Here is a 19,108-nt window from a genome sequence, read left to right on the forward strand (position 1 = left end):
TATTGCAACTTCCCCGGTAAAAAAAGCAATATACACACTCTAGTCAGCAGGTTACTCATATCAGCCGGAGGCCGAAGTATGGTTTTTCTGCTTTTTATGGGATGTAGTTGCTGAGATTGATAATGAAAAAAGAATCATGATGTACAAAATAATATTTAGCCATCGAGTTTTCAGGGCCTGTAATCCAAAATTGAATTGTATGAAGCGAAATCAACATCAACGCTCCTTTTTTTGGGTGCTATTCATAGCACTCTTCAGTACTGTTATGCAGGGCTACGCCCAAGCTGGCAAAGAAGGTGCCAGAACAGTAACCACCGCTAACACGGTGCTCAACACCTACACCCGGGTTTCTGCCAACGCAGCAGCTGGTACTACTACCCTCACGGTAGCGAGTAGTGCCCTCAATGGTGGTGCTTTTGCAGGTAACCTTGCCGCCGGAGACTACATTATGATCATGCAAATGCAGGGGGCTACCATCAATACCGGAAATACGGTAGACTATGGGAGCATTTTAAGTTATAACAGTGCAGGCTTGTATGAGTTTGTATGCGTTGCCTCGGTGCCCAATGGCACAACCATCAATGTAACTACTCCTTTGATTAATAGCTACACTGCAGCCGGGCATACTCAAGTGGTGCGTATACCTCGGTTTACTACACTTACTGTAAGTGGTTCCGGTAGCATTACCGCACCTGCATGGAATGGCAATACGGGTGGTATAGTGGCATTAGAAACAACGGGATTGGTTACATTATCTACTTCACCAGCAATTAATGTAACGGGCTTAGGTTTCAGAGGAGGTGTGTTGGATAATAATTCAAGTTCTAATGGTGCTATTGTTACCAGTACCTACAGAACCGCCAGTAGTAATGATGGTGCCGAAAAAGGAGAAAGTATTGCTGGCTTTCAAACAGAATATGATGGATTGAACGGACGTTACGGCCGCGGTGCGGCAGCCAATGGCGGCGGCGGTGGTAATGGCCACAATGCCGGTGGTGGTGGTGGTGCTAATGGTAACAACAGCGTTACATGGACAGGTATGGGCAACCCTAGTACATCAACGGCCAACTGGGCCAATGCCTGGAACCTCGAAACTGCAGGTTTTGCAACTTCTACCTCCAGCGGTGGTGGCCGCGGTGGCTATTCTTTTGCGTCAAGCAATCAGAATGCATTAACCGTAGCACCCGGCAACAGCAGTTGGGGTGGCGATTACAGAGATAATGTAGGTGGCCTCGGCGGCCGGCCTTTGAGTGTAACTGGCGACCGTTTGTTCCTGGGCGGCGGCGGCGGTGCCGGCGATGCCAATAATAGTGCCGGTGGTGCCGGTGGTGCTGGCGGCGGACTGGTAATAATAAAAGCAGGCGGAGGAGTAACCGGAACTGGTAGTATTGTAGCCAGTGGTAATGCAGGTGGCAGTACCACGGGTAGCCACAATGATGCTCCGGGCGGTGGCGGCGGCGGCGGTTCCATTGTAATTGACGCTACCACTGGGTCAGTGGCCAATACCATTACACTCACAGCCAACGGTGGTGCCGGTGGTAATCAGCTCATCACCAACGACGAAAGCGAAGGCCCCGGTGGTGGTGGTGGCGGTGGCTATATTGCCATTACAGCTGGTACACCTACCCGCAATATTGCAGGTGCAGCCAACGGAATTACTAATTCAAATGGCGTTACAGAATTTACACCTAACGGTGCTACCAGAGGAGCCAGTGGCCTAAGCACAACATACACAAGAGCTTCATCGCTGGTAGCTACAACTGCTGCTGCCGGTTCAGATATTACTGCTTGTCCAACTGCCATTATTTTGGCTGGTAATACACCCGCCTCCGGAGTGGGAACATGGACCTTTATCAGCGGTCCCACTGGTTCTTCTTTTGCCAATGCAAATCTTGCAACGACAGCAGTCAACGGTGCTAAATTCGGAACCTATGTTTTCCGCTGGACCATTGTTGCCCCTAACTGCCAAACCACTTTTGATGATGTAACGGTTTTTGCTTTCTGTAATTCAGACAATGATGGATTAGCAGATAATATTGATATTGATGACGATAACGATGGTATTCCTGACGTAACAGAAAATGGCGGCTACGATCCTTTTGCCGACGGCGATAGCGACAATATTCCCAATTACCTCGATACCACACCGGGCACGGGTTTGCCCGCATTTGTTGACGCAAATAGCGACGGCATCAACGATGCGTATGACGCCGATAAAGACGGCGTTATCAATAGCCTCGATTTGGATAGTGATAACGACGGCATACCCGATATTGTAGAAGCAGGTGGTGTAGATACCAACGGCGATGGCCGTGTGGATGTATTTGCTGATAGTGATAACGATGGCCTTGCCAACTTGTACGATGTATCAACAGGTGGTAATGCGATTGCCAATGCCGATAGCGATGGCGATGGCATTAAAAATATTTACGACTTAGACAGCGATAATGATGGCATACCCGATGTGGTAGAAACCGGTGGCACCGATGCCAATGGCGATGGCCGCATAGATGGTTTTACCGACGCCGATGGCGATGGTCTGAGCCAGCAGGTAGATGGCGATACCAATAACGATGGCACTGCAGAAAATTCAGCCAACGCATTGCTCCTTACCGGCCCCGATGCCAACAGCAACGGTGTGCCCGATAGCTACCCCATAGTTACAAAAGCCAACAGCGACAGAGACAATTTGCCCAACTACCTCGACCTGGATAGTGACAATGATGGCCTTCAAGACATTAAAGAAGCCGGCGGTACTGATGCCAACAACGATGGTAGAGTAGATGGATTTACTGACACCGATGCAGATGGTTTTAGCCAAAACGTAGATGGTGATACCAACAATGATGGCACTGCCGAAAACACAGCCAATGCACTACTTACCACCGGCCCCGATGCCAACAACAATGGTGCACCTGATAATTACCCCAATGATAATATTGACGGTACCGGCCGCCCCAACCCCTACGATATCGATAGTGATGATGATGGCCTGGTAGACGTTATAGAAATGGGCGGTACCGACAGCGACCGCAATGGTGAAATAAACCCTGCTGGTGGCGGTGCCTGGGCCGATACCGATGGCGATGGCTGGAGCGACCTGACTGATGCCAGCAACGGTGGTACGGCACTCTCTCCCGGCGATAAAGACCTCGATGGAAAACTCAACTACCTCGATCTGGATAGCGATAATGATGGTGTACTCGACAACTGGGAAGCACTTTTCTATAGCCTGTCCGATCCGAATCAGGATGGTAAATTGGATGTGGCCGGCGTATTTGTAGACACTGATGGTGATGGCCTTGGAGATGCCCTCGACCCATGGAATGACCTCACCAACGCTGAGTATACACCGGGTAAAATCAACGTTACTACAACCGCTAATACTCCATACAATGCCGACCGCGATGGTGACGGACTCATCAACGTGTACGACCTTGATATAGATAACGACGGTATTGTAGACAACATCGAAGGGCAACCTACCCAAGGCTGGGTAGCTCCAACCGGCCTCGACCACGATGGTGACGGAGTGGACAATGCCTATGATGTTGATTTTAGTGCCAGCAGCCATCCGGCCGGGTATGTAAATACCGATGGTGGTAGTGCTGCCGACTATGCTGATACTGATGCTGACAACGATGGTTTCCGCGACATCCGTGAAAACTTCCTCGGACCAAGCAGTGATGGCAAAGTGCCGCCGGGCGTGTTAGACCCCAGCGAAATTGATGCTAACAATGATGGCGTACTTGATCTTTCCGCATTTACCGATGCAGACAATGATGGTATTGCTGACATTTTCGATTTGGTATCTGGCATTGGTACAGCCAACAATATCAACAACAACCAAACGCCCCTCAGCATGCCCAACCTGCAAAACCCTGCAGCAGGCAGCAACAGAGACTGGCGGGAAGCACCCGATAGCGATTTGGATGGTATTACCGATGACATAGACCTGGACGACGATAACGATGGCATACTCGATACCGTAGAAGGCACAGTCGATACTGATTTAGATGGCTGGCCCAACTACCTCGATCTGGATAGCGACAATGATGGTATACCCGACGTACTGGAAGCTGGCGGTTCAGATCCGGATGATGACGGATTCCCGGGTGTATACAATGGATCAACCGTGAATGGTGCGGCTTATGCTGTATTGGTAGATGCCAACGGTTTGCCACTGGTACTCAGTGGTACACCGCTTTCACCAGCTAATTTTGATGGCGACCTGCTGCCAGATTTTCTTGATTTGGACAGCGATAACGACGGTATTGCCGATGTAGTAGAAGCTTTTGGCCCCACTGCCGATGCGGATGGTGATGGGCAAATTGGTGCAGATATCTTTATCGATATTGATGCAGATGGTATTAACGATTTGGCCGATGAAATCAATAGCCTTTCTTACGGGGGCACATTGCCTGGTGGCACTGCTGTTACCGTGTTGGATACTGATGCCGATGGCAACGCCAACTACCTCGACCGCGATAGCGATAACGACGGTATTGCAGATGTAATTGAAGCCGGTGGCCCCGATGCCGACGGAGATGGTGTAATTGGCACTGGTCCAATCACAGATACTGATGGCGATGGCATTTCTGACTTAACGGACGTCCATGCTGGATCGGGCGGCACCCCTCTGCCAACACCCGATAGCGATGGCGATGGCATTGTAAACTACCTCGATTTGGATAGCGACAACGATGGCATTACCGACGTGATAGAAGCCGGCGGAACCGATGCCGATGGCAATGGACAAATTGGTACCGGCACCGGCACAGGTATTACAGATACTGATAATGATGGGCTGGCCGATGTCGTGGACGGTGCTGCTTTACCATTAACCAACAGCGATGCTGATGCTAAACCCAACTACATTGATATTGATAGCGACAATGATGGTATTGTAGACAACATTGAAGGACAAAGTACCGCTGGTTATATTGCTTACTCAGCTACAGATACGGATGGTGATGGTATTGCAGACGCTTTTGATAACACCGTAGGCTTTGGCGGCAATGGTATTACACCTGTAAATACCGATGGTACCGGCAACCCCGATTATCTGGATGCAGATGCCGACGATGATGGCCGCACCGACCGCCTCGAAGGTTGGGATACCAATGGCAACGGCATTATTGATGGTAGCGAAACGGCCTACACAGGTACCACTGATGCCGATGGCGATGGCCTGCTGGATGAATACGACAGCAACGATGCACTCATCAATCCATCCAATGGTACTACACCTGCCAGCTACCCCGATGCTCAAAACCCCGGTGGTGATAAAGACTGGCGCCAAACCCTGACTTACGTAACCATTTCAGGTTCTGTTATCAACGACTATGATGGTACCAAAACCCTCACCGGAAGTGAAACGGTGCTGAATGGCACCAACAGTGGTGGCGGATTATTGGCCGGTGCTGTATTGTATGTAAATATGATTGGCCCCGATGGCAATGTTGTGGCCGTAGCTCCCGTACAAGCCGATGGCTCGTACAGTGTCACTACTGTGCCTGCTATTGCTGCCAACCTTGAGTTCCAACTGAGCACAACCATGGGAGTTGTGGGCAATGCCAAACCTGCTACTACACTGCCAACCGGCTGGGCAGCAACGGGTGAAAACAAAAACGGTTATGGTGGCGCTGCCGATGTTGTGAACAATGCAGAACTTCCATTTACGGCAAGCACTACCGGTTTCGGCAACTTCATTTTCGGCCTCGATCGTAAGCCTGTAGCAACGGCACAAAACGACCTGATTGGTGTAGGCCTCGATGTGGGTGAAACTTACGATTTGGATAATAACCCACTGGCGGCCACCGATGCTGAAGATGGTACATTAGGAACGGGTAGCACATTTATGATTACTACACTGCCACCTGCTGCCGATGCTACACTCAACTATAACGGTGTAGACATAACCACACCAAATTTTGTCATTACCAATTATGATCCTGCCAAGTTGAACATCCGTTTCAACCAGCTGGGCGTATTGTCTACCAGTTTTGGTTACACTGCAATAGATGCAGCAGGTGTACCGGGCGATGCAGTAATTTACAACATGGTATTAGGTGTTGCGCTGCCCGCTACGGGCTTACAACTGCAGACCAGCGTAAACAACCAGCAGGTATTGCTGCAGTGGTCTACGCTTACGGAGCAGCAAACAGCTTACTTCGAAGTAGAACTGAGCTACAACGGTACCAGCTTTACAAAACTGACACAGGTTGCTGCCGCTGGCAACAGCAATACACTGCGTAAATACCAATACGTGACTGGCAAACCTGCCGGCACCCAATGGTACTATAGAGTGAAGCTGGTGGATAAAGATGGCAAAGTGAGCTACAGTAATGTGGTGGTGCTTTCGGGTAATGGCAATGCTGGTCAGATAGCAATATTGCCCAACCCGGCTACAGCCAAAGTGCTGGTAACCGGTTTAGCTAATGCAAGGCAATTGCTGCTGAGCAATGCTGCCGGTGCCGTACTGCAAAAACATACGGTAACCGCTGCGCAAATGACGATAGATGTGGCACAGCTACCTGCAGGGCTTTACCTGTTGCAAGTGCTGCAGACCGATGGCCGAATTCAAGTATTCAAACTGATGAAACGCTAATCAGCAAAAAAGAGCAACCATATCGGTTGCTCTTTTTTGTATGTGTTTGACTGCTTACTATCGAAGTGCTTGTTGCGCAGCATTGATCCATTGGCGTTGAAATTTCTTCTCCGTACCGGAGAGGTGTTGTTTTTCATCTGCCATTTGTTGCCAAATCTGACGGGCCTCTTGCTCTCTGCCATGCTCGTTGAGCATCATGCCGTATTGATAGCGGGCTTCGTAGTTGGCAAACTTGCCGCTCATTTTTTTAAACTCTGCTTCTGCTGCCGGTACCTGTCCCACTTTACCAAGTGCCATGGCATAGGCCACATGGGCGCTGCTGCGTGCAAACTGAGGAACCTGTAAAATTTTTTGAGCAGCAGATATGGTTTTGTCGTATTGCTGTATGCTGGCATAGGCCAGGCACAACTGCATCAGTACATGCTCGTTTTCTGAAAAGTTACCTGTAAGACTGGCTTCGTAAATGTCAATGGCTTTAACCGTCATGCGGGCTTGCAGATAAGCATCGGCCAGCAAAATGCGGTTTTGAAAGGTGTCGGCAAAGCGCAGCCGTTCTTCTAACTTGCGGATATGGCCAGTAGGCTTGATGACGGTAACAACGCCAGATTGAACTTGCTGTAAATCTCCGCGGCTAAACATTTCTGAAAAAATGTAAATGAGTGCCCCGATGAACGGCAGAAAAATGATGATCCACAACCATTTTTGTTGGGTGCCTTTTTTGATAGAGTGCCAAACACAAACGGCTTGCAGCACTATGGTTATGATGTAATACAAGCTGTATTCGCCGAAAAACATAATAGGAGTTTTACACTTTTTTTTGAAATCAAAACAATATTAAAGCAGACCAGACAATATTTATAAACTCTTTTGCTTGTAGGGTATTTGACTGTGGGGCATCACTGAAATGTTGATATATATTTGAAGTATGGCAAAGTTCCTTTTTGTAATACTCTTTATTGGTGGAATATCCATGTCATTTGGATTCATCAATAAATCTGAGGGTGCTGGAAATGGCATCAGTGTTTCTGATTCTTCAGCTAATCCTTTGGTTAGCTATGGAGAATATGTGTTTCGAAGAGACAATTGCATTAAGTGCCATTCATTTTCACAGAGTAATTTGCCTGGCATCATTAGTTTGGATGGATTTGGAGGAAAGTATCCTTTGTCTTGGCTGTATAACTATCTAACTACTCCTCAGGCGATTAAGCCGGGTTCAATAAAAATTTCACTTGATCATCTGGAAAATGCCGCTTTGAATAAGTCAACATTTATGTACGAAGTATCACAGAAAAATCCAGATGACTGGTGGCAACTGATTCGTGAGGCAAATACAGTTAAAGATGCTTTGGCAAAGGATTTTATTCGATTAAAGGGTTTGCCAGAAATATTGGCATTGATTGCATATTTAAATCAAATACCACCAAGTGAAGCATTGCAACTAAAAATAGCACAGTGGGAAAAGGAATCTAATGAAAGAGGAGAACAGTGGAAAATAATGATTGAAGACCCAAACACCGAAGTATATAAGGTAATAAAAGCAAAAGGGAGTGTGGCAAAAGGCAAAATACTTTTTCAAGACAATTGTACTCCCTGCCATGGAAGAGAAGGAGAGGGGAATTCCATCGGCCCTGACTTAACAGACAATATTTGGATTCACGGAGGTAGTGATAAGGCAATTTTAACTACAATCTATTTCGGAAAAACTGAAAAAGGCATGCGTCCTTGGAATAATGATTTTTCCACCGAACAGATTGGCCAGATAGTCGCCTACATAAAGTCTTTAGAAGACAAAAAAAGGTACATTCTATAAAATTCTGTTTTCCAGTACATGGGTATTAAACCTTGGCTAAGAGCCCAATTGTTGGAATTTTATTTGCAAGAATCGAATCGGGTTTGTTCCTCACAAAAAAGGAGTGCTTAGTTTTCTGAGGTCCGGTATTGCGGTTGTGCCCAAGGGCTGCGCTGCCTGAAACATGGCCCCGCAGGGGCCAGCCCCGACGCTTCGGTCGGGGCCGCAGCGAAGCGGAGTGTGAAAGGGAGCGAACCGCAGCCGGGATATGCACAGCTGTCCACAGCCCCGCCGAATTACCCTTCGGCATTCCCGCTGGCATGGGTTACATTTGCGGCTCATTATCGAGCCTTCACAAACTTTTTCATGGAAATAAACAGCGCCACGCTTCAGCAACTCCGGATTACGGAAGCGGAATATGAACTGATTAAGGAAAAAATGGGCCGTACGCCCAACTTCAATGAACTCTGCGCCTTCAGCGGCATGTGGAGCGAACATTGCAGCTACAAAAACAGCATCAAATGGTTGAAAACCCTGCCCCGCGACGGTGGCCGTATGCTGGTAGCTGCGGGTGAAGAAAACGCCGGTCTGATGGACATTGGCGATGATTGGGGCGTGGTGTTTAAGATAGAAAGCCACAACCACCCCAGTGCCATCGAACCTTTTCAGGGAGCTGCTACAGGTGTGGGCGGCATTCACCGCGATATTTTTACCATGGGTGCACGCCCCATTGCTGCGCTGAACAGCCTGCGCTTTGGCAACCTGAACGAGAAGAAAACCCAATGGTTGCTGGGCGGCGTGGTGCATGGCATTGGACACTATGGCAACTGCTTTGGTGTACCTACCGTAGGCGGCGAAATTTATTTTGAGCAGAAATATCACACCAATCCGCTGGTAAATGCCATGAGTGTGGGCATTGTAAAAGCGGGTGAAACCGTGAGTGCCACAGCAGAAGGCGTGGGCAACCCCGTGTTTTTTGTGGGTAGCGCTACGGGTAAAGACGGCATCGGTGGTGCCAGCTTTGCCAGTGCCGACATTACCGAAGAGAGTGCTCAAGACCTGCCGGCCGTGCAGGTGGGCGACCCCTTTCAGGAAAAGAAATTGCTGGAAGCCTGCCTGGAAGTAATAAAAACCGGTGCCGTGGTAGGCATGCAGGACATGGGTGCTGCTGGCATTATTTGCTCTACGGCCGAAATGAGTGCCAAGGGCAAAAGCGGTATGCGCATCGACCTCGACAAAGTGCCTACCCGCCAGGCCAATATGAAAACCTGGGAACTGCTGCTGAGCGAAAGCCAGGAACGTATGTTGCTGGTGGCAAAAAAAGGTCAGGAAGAGGCCATTTTGAAGGTGTTTGAAAAATGGGACCTGCCCTGCAGCAATATTGGCGAAGTGACTGACGATGGTTTGCTTAGCTTTTACATGCATGGCCAGCTGGAAGCACAGATTGAAGCGGAAATATTGGTACTGGGCGGCGGTGCGCCACAATACACCCGTGAATACACCGAGCCAAAATACCTGGCACAGGTCAATGCTTTTGATCAATCAACTGTAGCCGAACCTGCTGATTTGAAAGCGGTGGCAGAAAAGCTGGTGACCATCCCCAACATTGCCAGCAAACGTGCCGTGTACGTACAGTACGACAGCATGGTAGGTACGGGCAATACCCAAACCAATGCGCCAAGTGATGCGGCTGTGGTACTGGCCAAGCCAAGTAATAAAGCACTCGCAGTAACCACGGATTGTAACAGCCGCTATGTGTTTGCCGATCCATACAAAGGAGCCATGATTGCCGTAGCCGAAGCTGCCCGCAATATTGTGTGCAGTGGTGGTGAGCCGTTGGGTGTCACCAACTGTCTCAACTTTGGTAATCCTTATGACCCCGAAGTGTACTGGCAGTTTGTAAACGCCATTAAAGGCATGGGCGATGCTTGTAGAAAATTCAATACACCGGTAACGGGTGGCAACGTGAGCTTTTACAACCAGAACCCCGACGGACCGGTGTATCCAACACCCACCATTGGTATGGTAGGCCTGCTGGAAAATGTGAACGATAAAATGACGCTTGACTTTAAGCAGGCAGGCGATGTGATTGTACTGCTGGGTAAAAGCAGCAACGACATCAACAGCAGCGAATACCTGCATAAAATGCATGGCGTAGAGTTTAGTCCTGCACCGCAGTTTGAGCTGGAAGAAGAATTCCATTTGCAAAAAGTATTGGCCGACCTCATCAAAAACAAACTCATTAGCAGTGCACATGATGTGAGTGAAGGTGGTTTGTTTATCACTTTGTGCGAAAGTGCTTTCTGGAACAATCTTGGTTTTGATGTCAACACAAATGCATCAGTACGCAAAGATGCTTTCCTGTTTGGTGAAGCACAAAGCCGTGTAGCGGTAACCGTAAAAAAGGATGCTTTGGCTACGCTGGAAGAAGCCCTGCAAAGCCATGGCCAGCACTACGAGGTTATTGGTGAAGTAACCAGCGGCGACATAATTGTTGACGCCGCCAGCTGGGGTACTATTGAGGCTTGGAAAGAAAAATACGACAATGCTATTGCCAACCTGCTGAAGGGGCACGAGAGTGAGCATGCATTGAGTGCGTTGTAAAATATGAACTGGTAAAACAATGACGCCTGTTGCTGTAAAGTGACAGGCGTTTTTTATAGTTGAATGCACAGGTTTTCCAGGCATTCCTCTTCAGTCAGTTCTTTTACTTCGCCGGGCTGTAAACCTTGCAGCGTAAGGTTTTCGATGCTGATGCGGATGAGTCGCTTGCAAGGATGCCCAATGCCTTTTACCATTTTGCGTACCTGGTGAAACTTGCCTTCGGTGAGGGTGATGAGCAGCCAACTGTGCGGAATATAAAAGGATAACTCACCTGCATTGCTGATGTAAATTTCAGGATGAGCAATGCGTTCTACCAAACAGGGTTGTGTGGTATAAATGCTATCGTTGGTATGGCTTATGCCAATGCCATCCCGCAGCAGTTCAATTTTTACATCGGGCACTTCATACTTTACCTGCACCAAATAGCTACGTGTATGCGGGGTGCTGCCTTCAAACAGCAACCTGGTGATGCGTTTGTTGGTGGTGAGCAGCAGCAGGCCTTCGGAGTCTTTATCTAAGCGGCCAATGGCGTGGGTGCCTTCAGGAAAATCGAAATCTAAATCGCCCAACAGCCTCACATCATGGCTGCTCACAAATTGCGAAACCATGTTGCGGGGTTTGTGGATGATGAAATAACGATGCGGGCACAATTCCATAGGAGCTTCCTTTTGCAGCGAATGTACCAACTACCCGTTGTAGCATGGTATACTAATTACTGCCGAAGAGTACCTGAATGCCCGCTGCAATTTGTACGGAAGCACCTTGCGACACAGTCATTTTTTTGATGGTTGTGTTTGCTGTGATAATGGGATAGCGGGGTCTGCCGGCAGGAATCACAATATGCTTTCCAGCGTCGGGCAGGCCATTGCTCCAGTTGCTGGCGTCAAACCAGTTGGTACTTGTATTGCCTGTCCATTGTGTTTCGTCGTTGCTGGCTGCAAAGGGTACTGTCCATACTTCAAGGCTGTATTGCGGCGTATTGGCAGTAAAAAAAAGATGAGTATTTGTAGCAACCATATTGTTGATGTTGGAGCTGGAGCTGCCGGGGAAAATATCCAGCACCAAATTGGTGCCTGCAGCAGTGCCATCAGTTTTCCAAAGCTCCCGGCCTTCGGCAGTTGTGGTGGCTATAAAATAAATGTCGTTGCCCGCAATGGTCAACAGATCTGGCGAAGAACCTGTGGCACCGGGAACAATATCTTTTACCAAAAAAGTGCCGGCAGGTGTGCCATCTGTTTTGAACAGTTCTGAACCTTTGGTGCCATTAGATGTGGTGAAATATAAAGTATCGTTTCTAATCAACTTTAATCCTGCACCACCACTGCCTGTTCCGGGTATCATATCTAGTGCAATAACGGTACCTGCAGTTGTGCCATCTGTCTTCCACAATTCGCTGCCTGTAGTGGGTTCGGTAGCAGAAAAATACAATACGTTGCTAGCTGCAAGAAACTGTCCCGGCTGACTAGATGCGGTTCCTGGATTGATATCTTTCAACATAATGGTGCCGTTGGCTGTGCCATCCGATTTCCATATTTCAAATCCGCTATTGGCCGCACCATTGGTAGCCGTATAGTATAGGGCTCCCTGAAAATCGTACAATACTTTTCCTGATGTAAATGAAATGCCGTCTCCCGTTCCTTCGTTCATGTCTTTTACCATTACAGTGCCATTGCTGGTGCCGTCTGTTTTCCAAAGTTCACGGCCATTGGCAGCAGAGGTTGCTACAAAAAAAGCTGATTGTTGAGTATGGTAAAACTGATGGGCGTACTGTTGGCTGTACCCGGATTGATGTCTTTTACCAATACGGTTCCTGCATCTGTGCCATCGGTTTTCCAAAGCTCTCTGCCTTCTGCAGCAGTAGCAGCAGAAAAATAAATTGCGCCATTGAAGGCAAAGAATTCTCTCGGCTCTGAATGTCCGGATGGATTGATGTTTTTAATCTGAACCGTGCCTTCACTGGTACCATCTGTTTTCCAGAGTTCCATGTCTTGTACTTCGCCAGTCCAAGAGAAGTATACAGTACCATTGATGTTGGTAATGAAGGAAGGCGTATTGAAGTTTATTTGAGGTGGGGATAATACAGCAGGTTCTTTTACAAAACGGGTGTTGGCTTCTGTGCCATCACTTTTCCAAACACCAGCGCCTTTACGATAATCATTTGCAATAAAAAATACTTCATTGCCTAGGGTGATAAGTTGATTTGCTGCAGATTGATCTGTTCTTGCGTTGATGTCTTTTAATAATGTAGTGCCCTGTGCAGTGCCGTTGCTAATGCGTGGTTCAATATTAAAGTCTGCATCGTTGGCGCCAAATATTACGTTACTACCCAATGCAGTCATAGGCGTTATGTTACTTGTTGTAGTTCCAGTGTATATATCTTTCACTAATACGGTGCCTTGCACAGTGCCATCACTTTTGCACAACTCCTGCCCGATAGCTGCACTCACAGTGGCCCGAAAGAAAACAGTGCCACCAGCATTGATAAGAAATGAAGGGGAAGTGTTGACAACGGCGTCAACCGGTAATTGTATCGTTCCTGCATTTGTGCCATCACTTTTCCAAAGACTATTGTTGGCGGCTGCATCTGTAGCTGTAAAAAAGATGTGATTGTTGACTACTGTTATTCTGTCTGGATTGCTGCCGCCGGCAGTGTTGATGTCCTTTACCAAAACTGTACCAGCTTCTGTACCATCGCTTTTCCAAAGTTCATTGCCGTTGATGCCATCGTTGGCTGCAAAATAAAGTAAGCCATATACGGCAGTAAGTGCTCCTGGCGATGAGGAATTAGCGCCTGTTTGTATGTCTTTCACCATCACTGTTCCTGCTTCTGTACCATCCGATTTCCAAAGCTCTTGGCCATTTTCTGTAGCGCCGTTGGTAGCAGAAAAATACAAAGTGCCATTTACGTTGGTGAGGTTCTGCGGATTAGACGTGGTGCTACCGGCAATAATGTCTTTTACCATAACGGTTCCTGCGCTTGTGCCATCACTTTTCCATATTTCTCTGCCATTGACAGTAGTGCTGGCAGTAAAGTATAATGTGCCGTTTACATTCACCAGATTGTCCATGGCAGTGCCGATGTTGCCGGCTGTAATGTCTTTTACCATTACGGTTCCGGCATCGGTGCCATCACTTTTAAACAATTCTTGTCCTGTAGTAGAGGTAGTGGCTCTAAAAAAAAGTGTGCCGTTTACATTGGTAAGAAGCGATGGCGCAACGCCGGTAAATTGTTTTACAATTACTGTTCCTGCTTCTGTGCCATCACTTTTCCATAATCGTATCGAACTCGTTGGGCTACTCTGCGTAAAAAACAATGTTCCGTTTACGTTTGTCAACGATTGAATATTGGGGTCGGTAGTTTGGGTCGGTATCAAATCTTTTACCAGCACCGTGCCTTCTGCGGTGCCATCTGTTTTAAATAAACATCGTCCTCTGTCTGGATCTTCCGCCACAAAAAACACCACATTGCCAACAGTGGTAAAACTAGAAGCCCCCGATGAAAATGACCGGTTGTTGATGTCTTTTAATACTTGTGGTATTTGACCAATACTATTGATGACAAGCAACAACAAGAAGGATGCAAACCAAAATGTACGCATGGTAAAAGAGTGTTGGAGTTGAAAAATCAGCAGGAAAAATATTGGCGGGTAAGCATCCTGTAGTAGCAATAAGCATTGTGCATGCTTGCTGCTACTACAGGTGTAGTGTGCATGAAAATGGTGTGGGTTGTTTGTTATCGGACAATCACTATTTTTTGTGTTTCTATGCTGTTTTTGCTTTGCATGTGCAGGCTGTAATGCCCGGCGCTTAAGTGTGATACAGGTATTTGCAGTGCGTTTCCTGCTACGGTTGTTGCAAATACAATTTTACCGGCAGCATCAATCAGCGTAATTTTTTCAGTACCAGATAATCCTGCAATCCGGATAAATGCATTAGCAGGGTTAGGATACACCTGTATGCTACTGTTGGCATTGAGCTGTACTTTTTGTACCTGCGACAACAACTGCTTTCCATCCACATCTTGCTGGCGAATGCGATAGTACCATGTACCATTGCCGGGTTGTACATCGGTGTACTCGTATGTGCTGCTACTATTATTGTTGCACACAACCTGGCTGATAGCTACAAATTGATTGCCGTTGTTGCTTCTTTCTATGATATATTTTTTACAATCGCTTTCGTTAGCTGTTTGCCATTTCAGTTGTACATCTTTTTGCTTGGCTATTGCAGAAAAACTTACCCATGTAACGGGCAACGGATTGGTGCCACCTGTTTTATTGGCCAATACAAAATCGCTAAAGCTGCTGAATGAACCACTGGTAATGGTGCCTGGTGCAGCACCTGTAGCCGTACCGCCAATGTCAATCCATGCATTTGCACCGTCATCTTTTAAGATGGTGAGGTTGGATGGATCATTTACGCCGTCATCACTTCCATACGGCAATGTAACCTGATAATCGCTGCCGTTATTGCCAATGCGGGTGATGCGATAATGCCGCACTTGCGAAACGTTGCTGATGCCAGCAGGCAATGTTCTTGCTGCAGGACCCCCAGCTTTTGCTTCTACCACAATGGTTTCTGAATTATCAAAACTGTTGGTGTTGCTGTTGGTGATGGTTACAGGCCGATATTGACCATTGCTGCCAATGGGATAGAAACGATCGCCGGATCCAAAGATGGTAACACCCGCAGGGCCGTTGATATGCGAAGCATCTCTTGCATCAAACACGGTGCCTGTAACATCAATGTATGCTTGTGCTGTGGTATTGAGTAAGCCTTGCACAAAGCGAATACTCAGTACATTTTGGGTGCCTGCTACTTGTACACCAGCTGCATTGTTCAGGTGTAATCGTTTGATGATGCCTGCGCCGCCGCCGCTTTTACCCAAGGTCTGCAAGCTGGTGCCTACCATCATTACCGAATCAAGATCAATCTTTCCTTCGTTGGCCAGTTCGCCGGTTACAATCATTTTATCGGCGCCAAAAATTTGTGTAGGGGCATTTGTTGACAGCTTTCCTTTTACTTCAATAGGGGGCTGTTCATTTGTTTTAAACAGGTTCATCGAAATGAAATTGCTGGTTGGCGATTCAAAACGTAAATGACCCGTTGGCTCAATAATCAGCTGATCTGTTTGTACACTCTCATTGAGCAACACTTCGTGTCGTACCAAAATGCTGTCATCAGCTTTGAATGGTGCTCTCGTTGCAGGTACAAAATTGCCGCCGGGTATTTTCTTTTCCCAGGTGTTGGCAGCAGTCCACAAACCGTTTTGTACACTGCGGTACACTTCGGGTGTGTGGCAGGTGAGACCGGCCCACCAACCACTGGTGTTGAATGTTCCTCTGGTAAATTGAACGGTAAGTGCTCCTGTTTCATTGGAGGCAATAAACTCCATCACTGTATTTCCGTTTTTGCTGCCATCAATTGCTGTTATGCGTGGAGAAGCTGTTGAACTTCCGTCATACACCATGATGCTGGCAAAGTCTGCCAAATCGGTATTGTACAAGGTGAACTTCACTTTTTTGCCAGCAGTAGCCGGTGTAAATACTTTGGTAATACTATTGCCAGTGATACCGGTGCTACCACCTGCATCGTAATAGCTGGTATCACATACAACTTGCATATCGTTGGTATTGTGCAGCAGGCCTGTAGCATAGCGGTAGGTGAGAGTATCGCCCAGTGTACCGCAGCCATCACTATCGCGGATGTATGCAACGGATACTTTGGCATTTTGCAAACCCGCAACCTGTGTAAGCAGCAATGAACTATCTGCAGAAACGGTACCAAAACCACCCAGCCAACGTATGCTATGGCCAGCCAGCTTGGTTACACGCAAAGTGTCTTTAAATGCATTGCGATGGCTGAGCAGTGTGTCGCCAAACAGGATAACAGGCTTTGCGGCAGCACCGTAATCTTTCTTTACCAACAGCACTACACTGTCTTGCAATACACAGCCACGATAGTCTGTGCCTTGCACATACACAGTAGTTGTTTGTATAGGACTCACGTTAAGCGTTGTGCCAAATGAAGGCGTACCATTCAAGGTCCATTGAAGATTGGCGAGGTAAGAAGGGCCGGTAAGTGTGATGGGCGTCAACGGACACACAGAATCGGTAATGGATCTGGTTACAGGCACATGATTACCCAAAAAGAAACGAAGACTATCATTGCCATTTTCTACATCGCCGGGCAGTGTTGTTTTGGCGCTAAATAAATGGTAGCCCCGCTTGGTAAAATCATAGTTACTCAGTACCGTAATTTGCTCACTGGCACCAGCTGCTAATGTGCCGGTGTTTTTGATCAATGAGAAAGGCGACTCCGTTTGCTGTGGGTTGCGAACATTGCCACTTATTGTAACTGGTGTAGCTGCAAAATCAATTGCACTAGTTGAAAAATTTCGTAGCGTTACTGTCACGTCAGCTGCATTGCTGTAGTTGCAGCCGGGTGCTGTGAGGTATTCAATACCTACATCGGGACCGGTGGTTTCTTCATATACTTCCAACAGTTGCTGCCAGGGCAAAGTGTCTACCTGAGCAGCCCATGCTGCGCCTGTGGAGCTGGTGTACAATCTGTTGGTACGAATGGGAGGTGCAGCCGTGCTACGCCATCCCATATTGCTGGTGCTTGTTTGCTGTACAGCAATGTAATAATCGCCAGTTACACTTGCTGCAGCGTTGGTAAATGAAATAATGATGCTGTTTTCGTTGGTAGTAAAAAAGTTGCTACTGCTAATAAGTGCGGAGGATGATGGAGAACCCCCAGCACCTCCATCTTCATATACCCGCATGTTTACAATGTTTCGGTAGGTATTGAATGGGATGCGGATTTGTCTGATTTTTCTGGTGCCGGTTCCATAAATTTTCGTGGCCATAAAGCCAGTGCCACCATTAAAGCCAATGCCAAATCCTGCGTTATTCAGATTCGGAGTTTGTTGGTGACCAGCCGAAATCTTTTGCGAAGCAGCAAGCATGTTGTTACTTGTTCTGTCATCGGCATCTGCCGTTACAGAAACTTGTATTTGCTGCATACCAGGGTTGCTGGTACTAAATGCAGGAAAGCTTACCAATTGTGTAGCACCTGCTGCAAGACTGGTAATATTTACCGAAGCTGTATGCGTATTGGATCCGCTTATTTGAAGACTTACAACAATGTTGCTGGCTGCAGCAGTTCCTTCATTTTTTACCAATGCTTCAATTCTATTGCCCGATTGATTGGTGACCTGGCTTACGCTGTCTGCATACAAGTTGGCCACCGAAATGTCATTCACTATTCTGCCAAAAAAACGCTGTGTAAATCCGTTAGCCGGCGGTACATCTCTTCTGAATAACACGCCATTGGCCAGCCGGGCATTGTTGCGTTGGTTAAAAGAAACCATGGCACTAAATGGGGCTGTATTTACCCCTTTGTAATTGGCTGCAAAACTATTGCTGCCTGCTTTTATACCCACGGCTGCATTGCGGGTGCTGAGGGTGTTGGCAGATGGGATAAAGCTGCCGTACACAAATTCAATATCGTTACTTCCTTCATACAGTTTTACCTGAAACTCCAGTTGCGTAAATTGATGCAACACAGCGCCGTTCGAATTGTCGGCATCCCGCAGGTTTTTCCATTGTATGGTGCATACTCTGTTGGGGGCCACACCGCTGGTTTGTACATGGAATGCCGGTGAGCCTGCAGCTACGAGGTTGGTGAAAAATGGAAGAATGACGTATTGAAAACTGTCAGCAGTAGATGTGAACACTGCGGCATGAGAATTGGCCGGGCTTACACTAATATTGGTAGCGGCAGCAGGTGCTTCGGTACCAAGGCGCAGTATGCCATCGGCGTGTATGCGAAACTGCGTAAATACAGAATCGTTGAATTGGAAATTGAAGCCAATGTTTTGAGGGGTGGTACTCACTCCAGCTTCATTGTTGGTCATAGCAATGGCGGTGCCGGTGCTGCTAATGTCGGTGTAAGTACTTTGGCTTACCCGAAAGTTGGTGCTGCTAAAGTTGGATTGAGCAATGGCTGAAAAACGAACCATCAAAACGGAAAGGAGTAAAAGAAGTCTCATGTGCGGTGCGTTGGCTTGGGTATTCAGGATAAAGGGTAAAAAAGTCTCT

General features: G+C 47.5%; 8 protein-coding genes. 3 read left to right on the forward strand and 5 right to left on the reverse strand.

All coding sequences use genetic code 11. The features are described 5' to 3' along the window. Positions 1-199: 199 nt before the first annotated feature. Positions 200-6,610 carry a T9SS type A sorting domain-containing protein gene (locus V7Q13_RS12965; RefSeq protein WP_333801100.1) on the forward strand — a complete coding sequence of 2,137 codons (6,411 nt, stop codon included), beginning with the start codon at positions 200-202 and terminating at the stop codon, positions 6,608-6,610. A 57-nt stretch (positions 6,611-6,667) separates the two neighbouring features. Here the strand turns inward: V7Q13_RS12965 and V7Q13_RS12970 are convergent, their stop codons facing one another. After that, positions 6,668-7,405 carry a hypothetical protein gene (locus V7Q13_RS12970; protein WP_333801101.1) on the reverse strand — a complete coding sequence of 246 codons (738 nt, stop codon included), beginning with the start codon at positions 7,403-7,405 and terminating at the stop codon, positions 6,668-6,670. A 130-nt stretch (positions 7,406-7,535) separates the two neighbouring features. On the opposite strand from V7Q13_RS12970, the gene V7Q13_RS12975 reads away from it, so the two are divergent. Further along, positions 7,536-8,420: a c-type cytochrome gene (locus V7Q13_RS12975; protein WP_333801102.1), complete on the forward strand. Its 885-nt coding sequence runs from the start codon at positions 7,536-7,538 to the stop codon at positions 8,418-8,420. Between the two features lie 345 nt (positions 8,421-8,765). Further along, positions 8,766-11,003, forward strand: a complete 2,238-nt coding sequence (purL, locus tag V7Q13_RS12980; protein ID WP_333801103.1) for a phosphoribosylformylglycinamidine synthase subunit PurL — start codon at positions 8,766-8,768, stop codon at positions 11,001-11,003. A 53-nt stretch (positions 11,004-11,056) separates the two neighbouring features. Here the strand turns inward: purL and V7Q13_RS12985 are convergent, their stop codons facing one another. From V7Q13_RS12985 to V7Q13_RS13000, 4 genes are all read right to left on the reverse strand, one after another. Further along, positions 11,057-11,659, reverse strand: a complete 603-nt coding sequence (locus V7Q13_RS12985) for a pseudouridine synthase (protein WP_333801104.1) — start codon at positions 11,657-11,659, stop codon at positions 11,057-11,059. 52 nt (positions 11,660-11,711) lie between these two features. After that, positions 11,712-12,662 (reverse strand): ELWxxDGT repeat protein, encoded by a 951-nt coding sequence (locus tag V7Q13_RS12990; protein ID WP_333801105.1) that lies wholly within the window; start codon positions 12,660-12,662, stop codon positions 11,712-11,714. Positions 12,663-12,724: 62 nt separating this feature from the next. Then, positions 12,725-14,602 (reverse strand): ELWxxDGT repeat protein, encoded by a 1,878-nt coding sequence (locus tag V7Q13_RS12995; protein ID WP_333801106.1) that lies wholly within the window; start codon positions 14,600-14,602, stop codon positions 12,725-12,727. 134 nt (positions 14,603-14,736) lie between these two features. Then, the gene (locus V7Q13_RS13000) at positions 14,737-19,059 is read right to left on the reverse strand and encodes a T9SS type A sorting domain-containing protein (RefSeq protein WP_333801107.1); all 4,323 of its coding nucleotides are present in this window, start codon (positions 19,057-19,059) and stop codon (positions 14,737-14,739) included. Positions 19,060-19,108: the final 49 nt, after the last annotated feature.

Source organism: Phnomibacter sp. (assembly GCF_036803085.1).
Lineage (GTDB): Bacteria > Bacteroidota > Bacteroidia > Chitinophagales > Chitinophagaceae > Phnomibacter.

Bases quoted from the DNA above. Each gene is read 5' to 3' on its own strand.
- purL (WP_333801103.1), top strand. From the start codon at position 8,766: ATGGAAATAAACAGCGCCACGCTTCAGCAACTCCGGATTACGGAAGCG.
- V7Q13_RS12990 (WP_333801105.1), bottom strand. From the start codon at position 12,662: ATGGTAAAAGACATGAACGAAGGAACGGGAGACGGCATTTCATTTACA.
- V7Q13_RS12970 (WP_333801101.1), bottom strand. From the start codon at position 7,405: ATGTTTTTCGGCGAATACAGCTTGTATTACATCATAACCATAGTGCTG.
- V7Q13_RS12995 (WP_333801106.1), bottom strand. From the start codon at position 14,602: ATGCGTACATTTTGGTTTGCATCCTTCTTGTTGTTGCTTGTCATCAAT.
- V7Q13_RS13000 (WP_333801107.1), bottom strand. From the start codon at position 19,059: ATGAGACTTCTTTTACTCCTTTCCGTTTTGATGGTTCGTTTTTCAGCC.
- V7Q13_RS12975 (WP_333801102.1), top strand. From the start codon at position 7,536: ATGGCAAAGTTCCTTTTTGTAATACTCTTTATTGGTGGAATATCCATG.
- V7Q13_RS12985 (WP_333801104.1), bottom strand. From the start codon at position 11,659: ATGGAATTGTGCCCGCATCGTTATTTCATCATCCACAAACCCCGCAAC.
- V7Q13_RS12965 (WP_333801100.1), top strand. From the start codon at position 200: ATGAAGCGAAATCAACATCAACGCTCCTTTTTTTGGGTGCTATTCATA.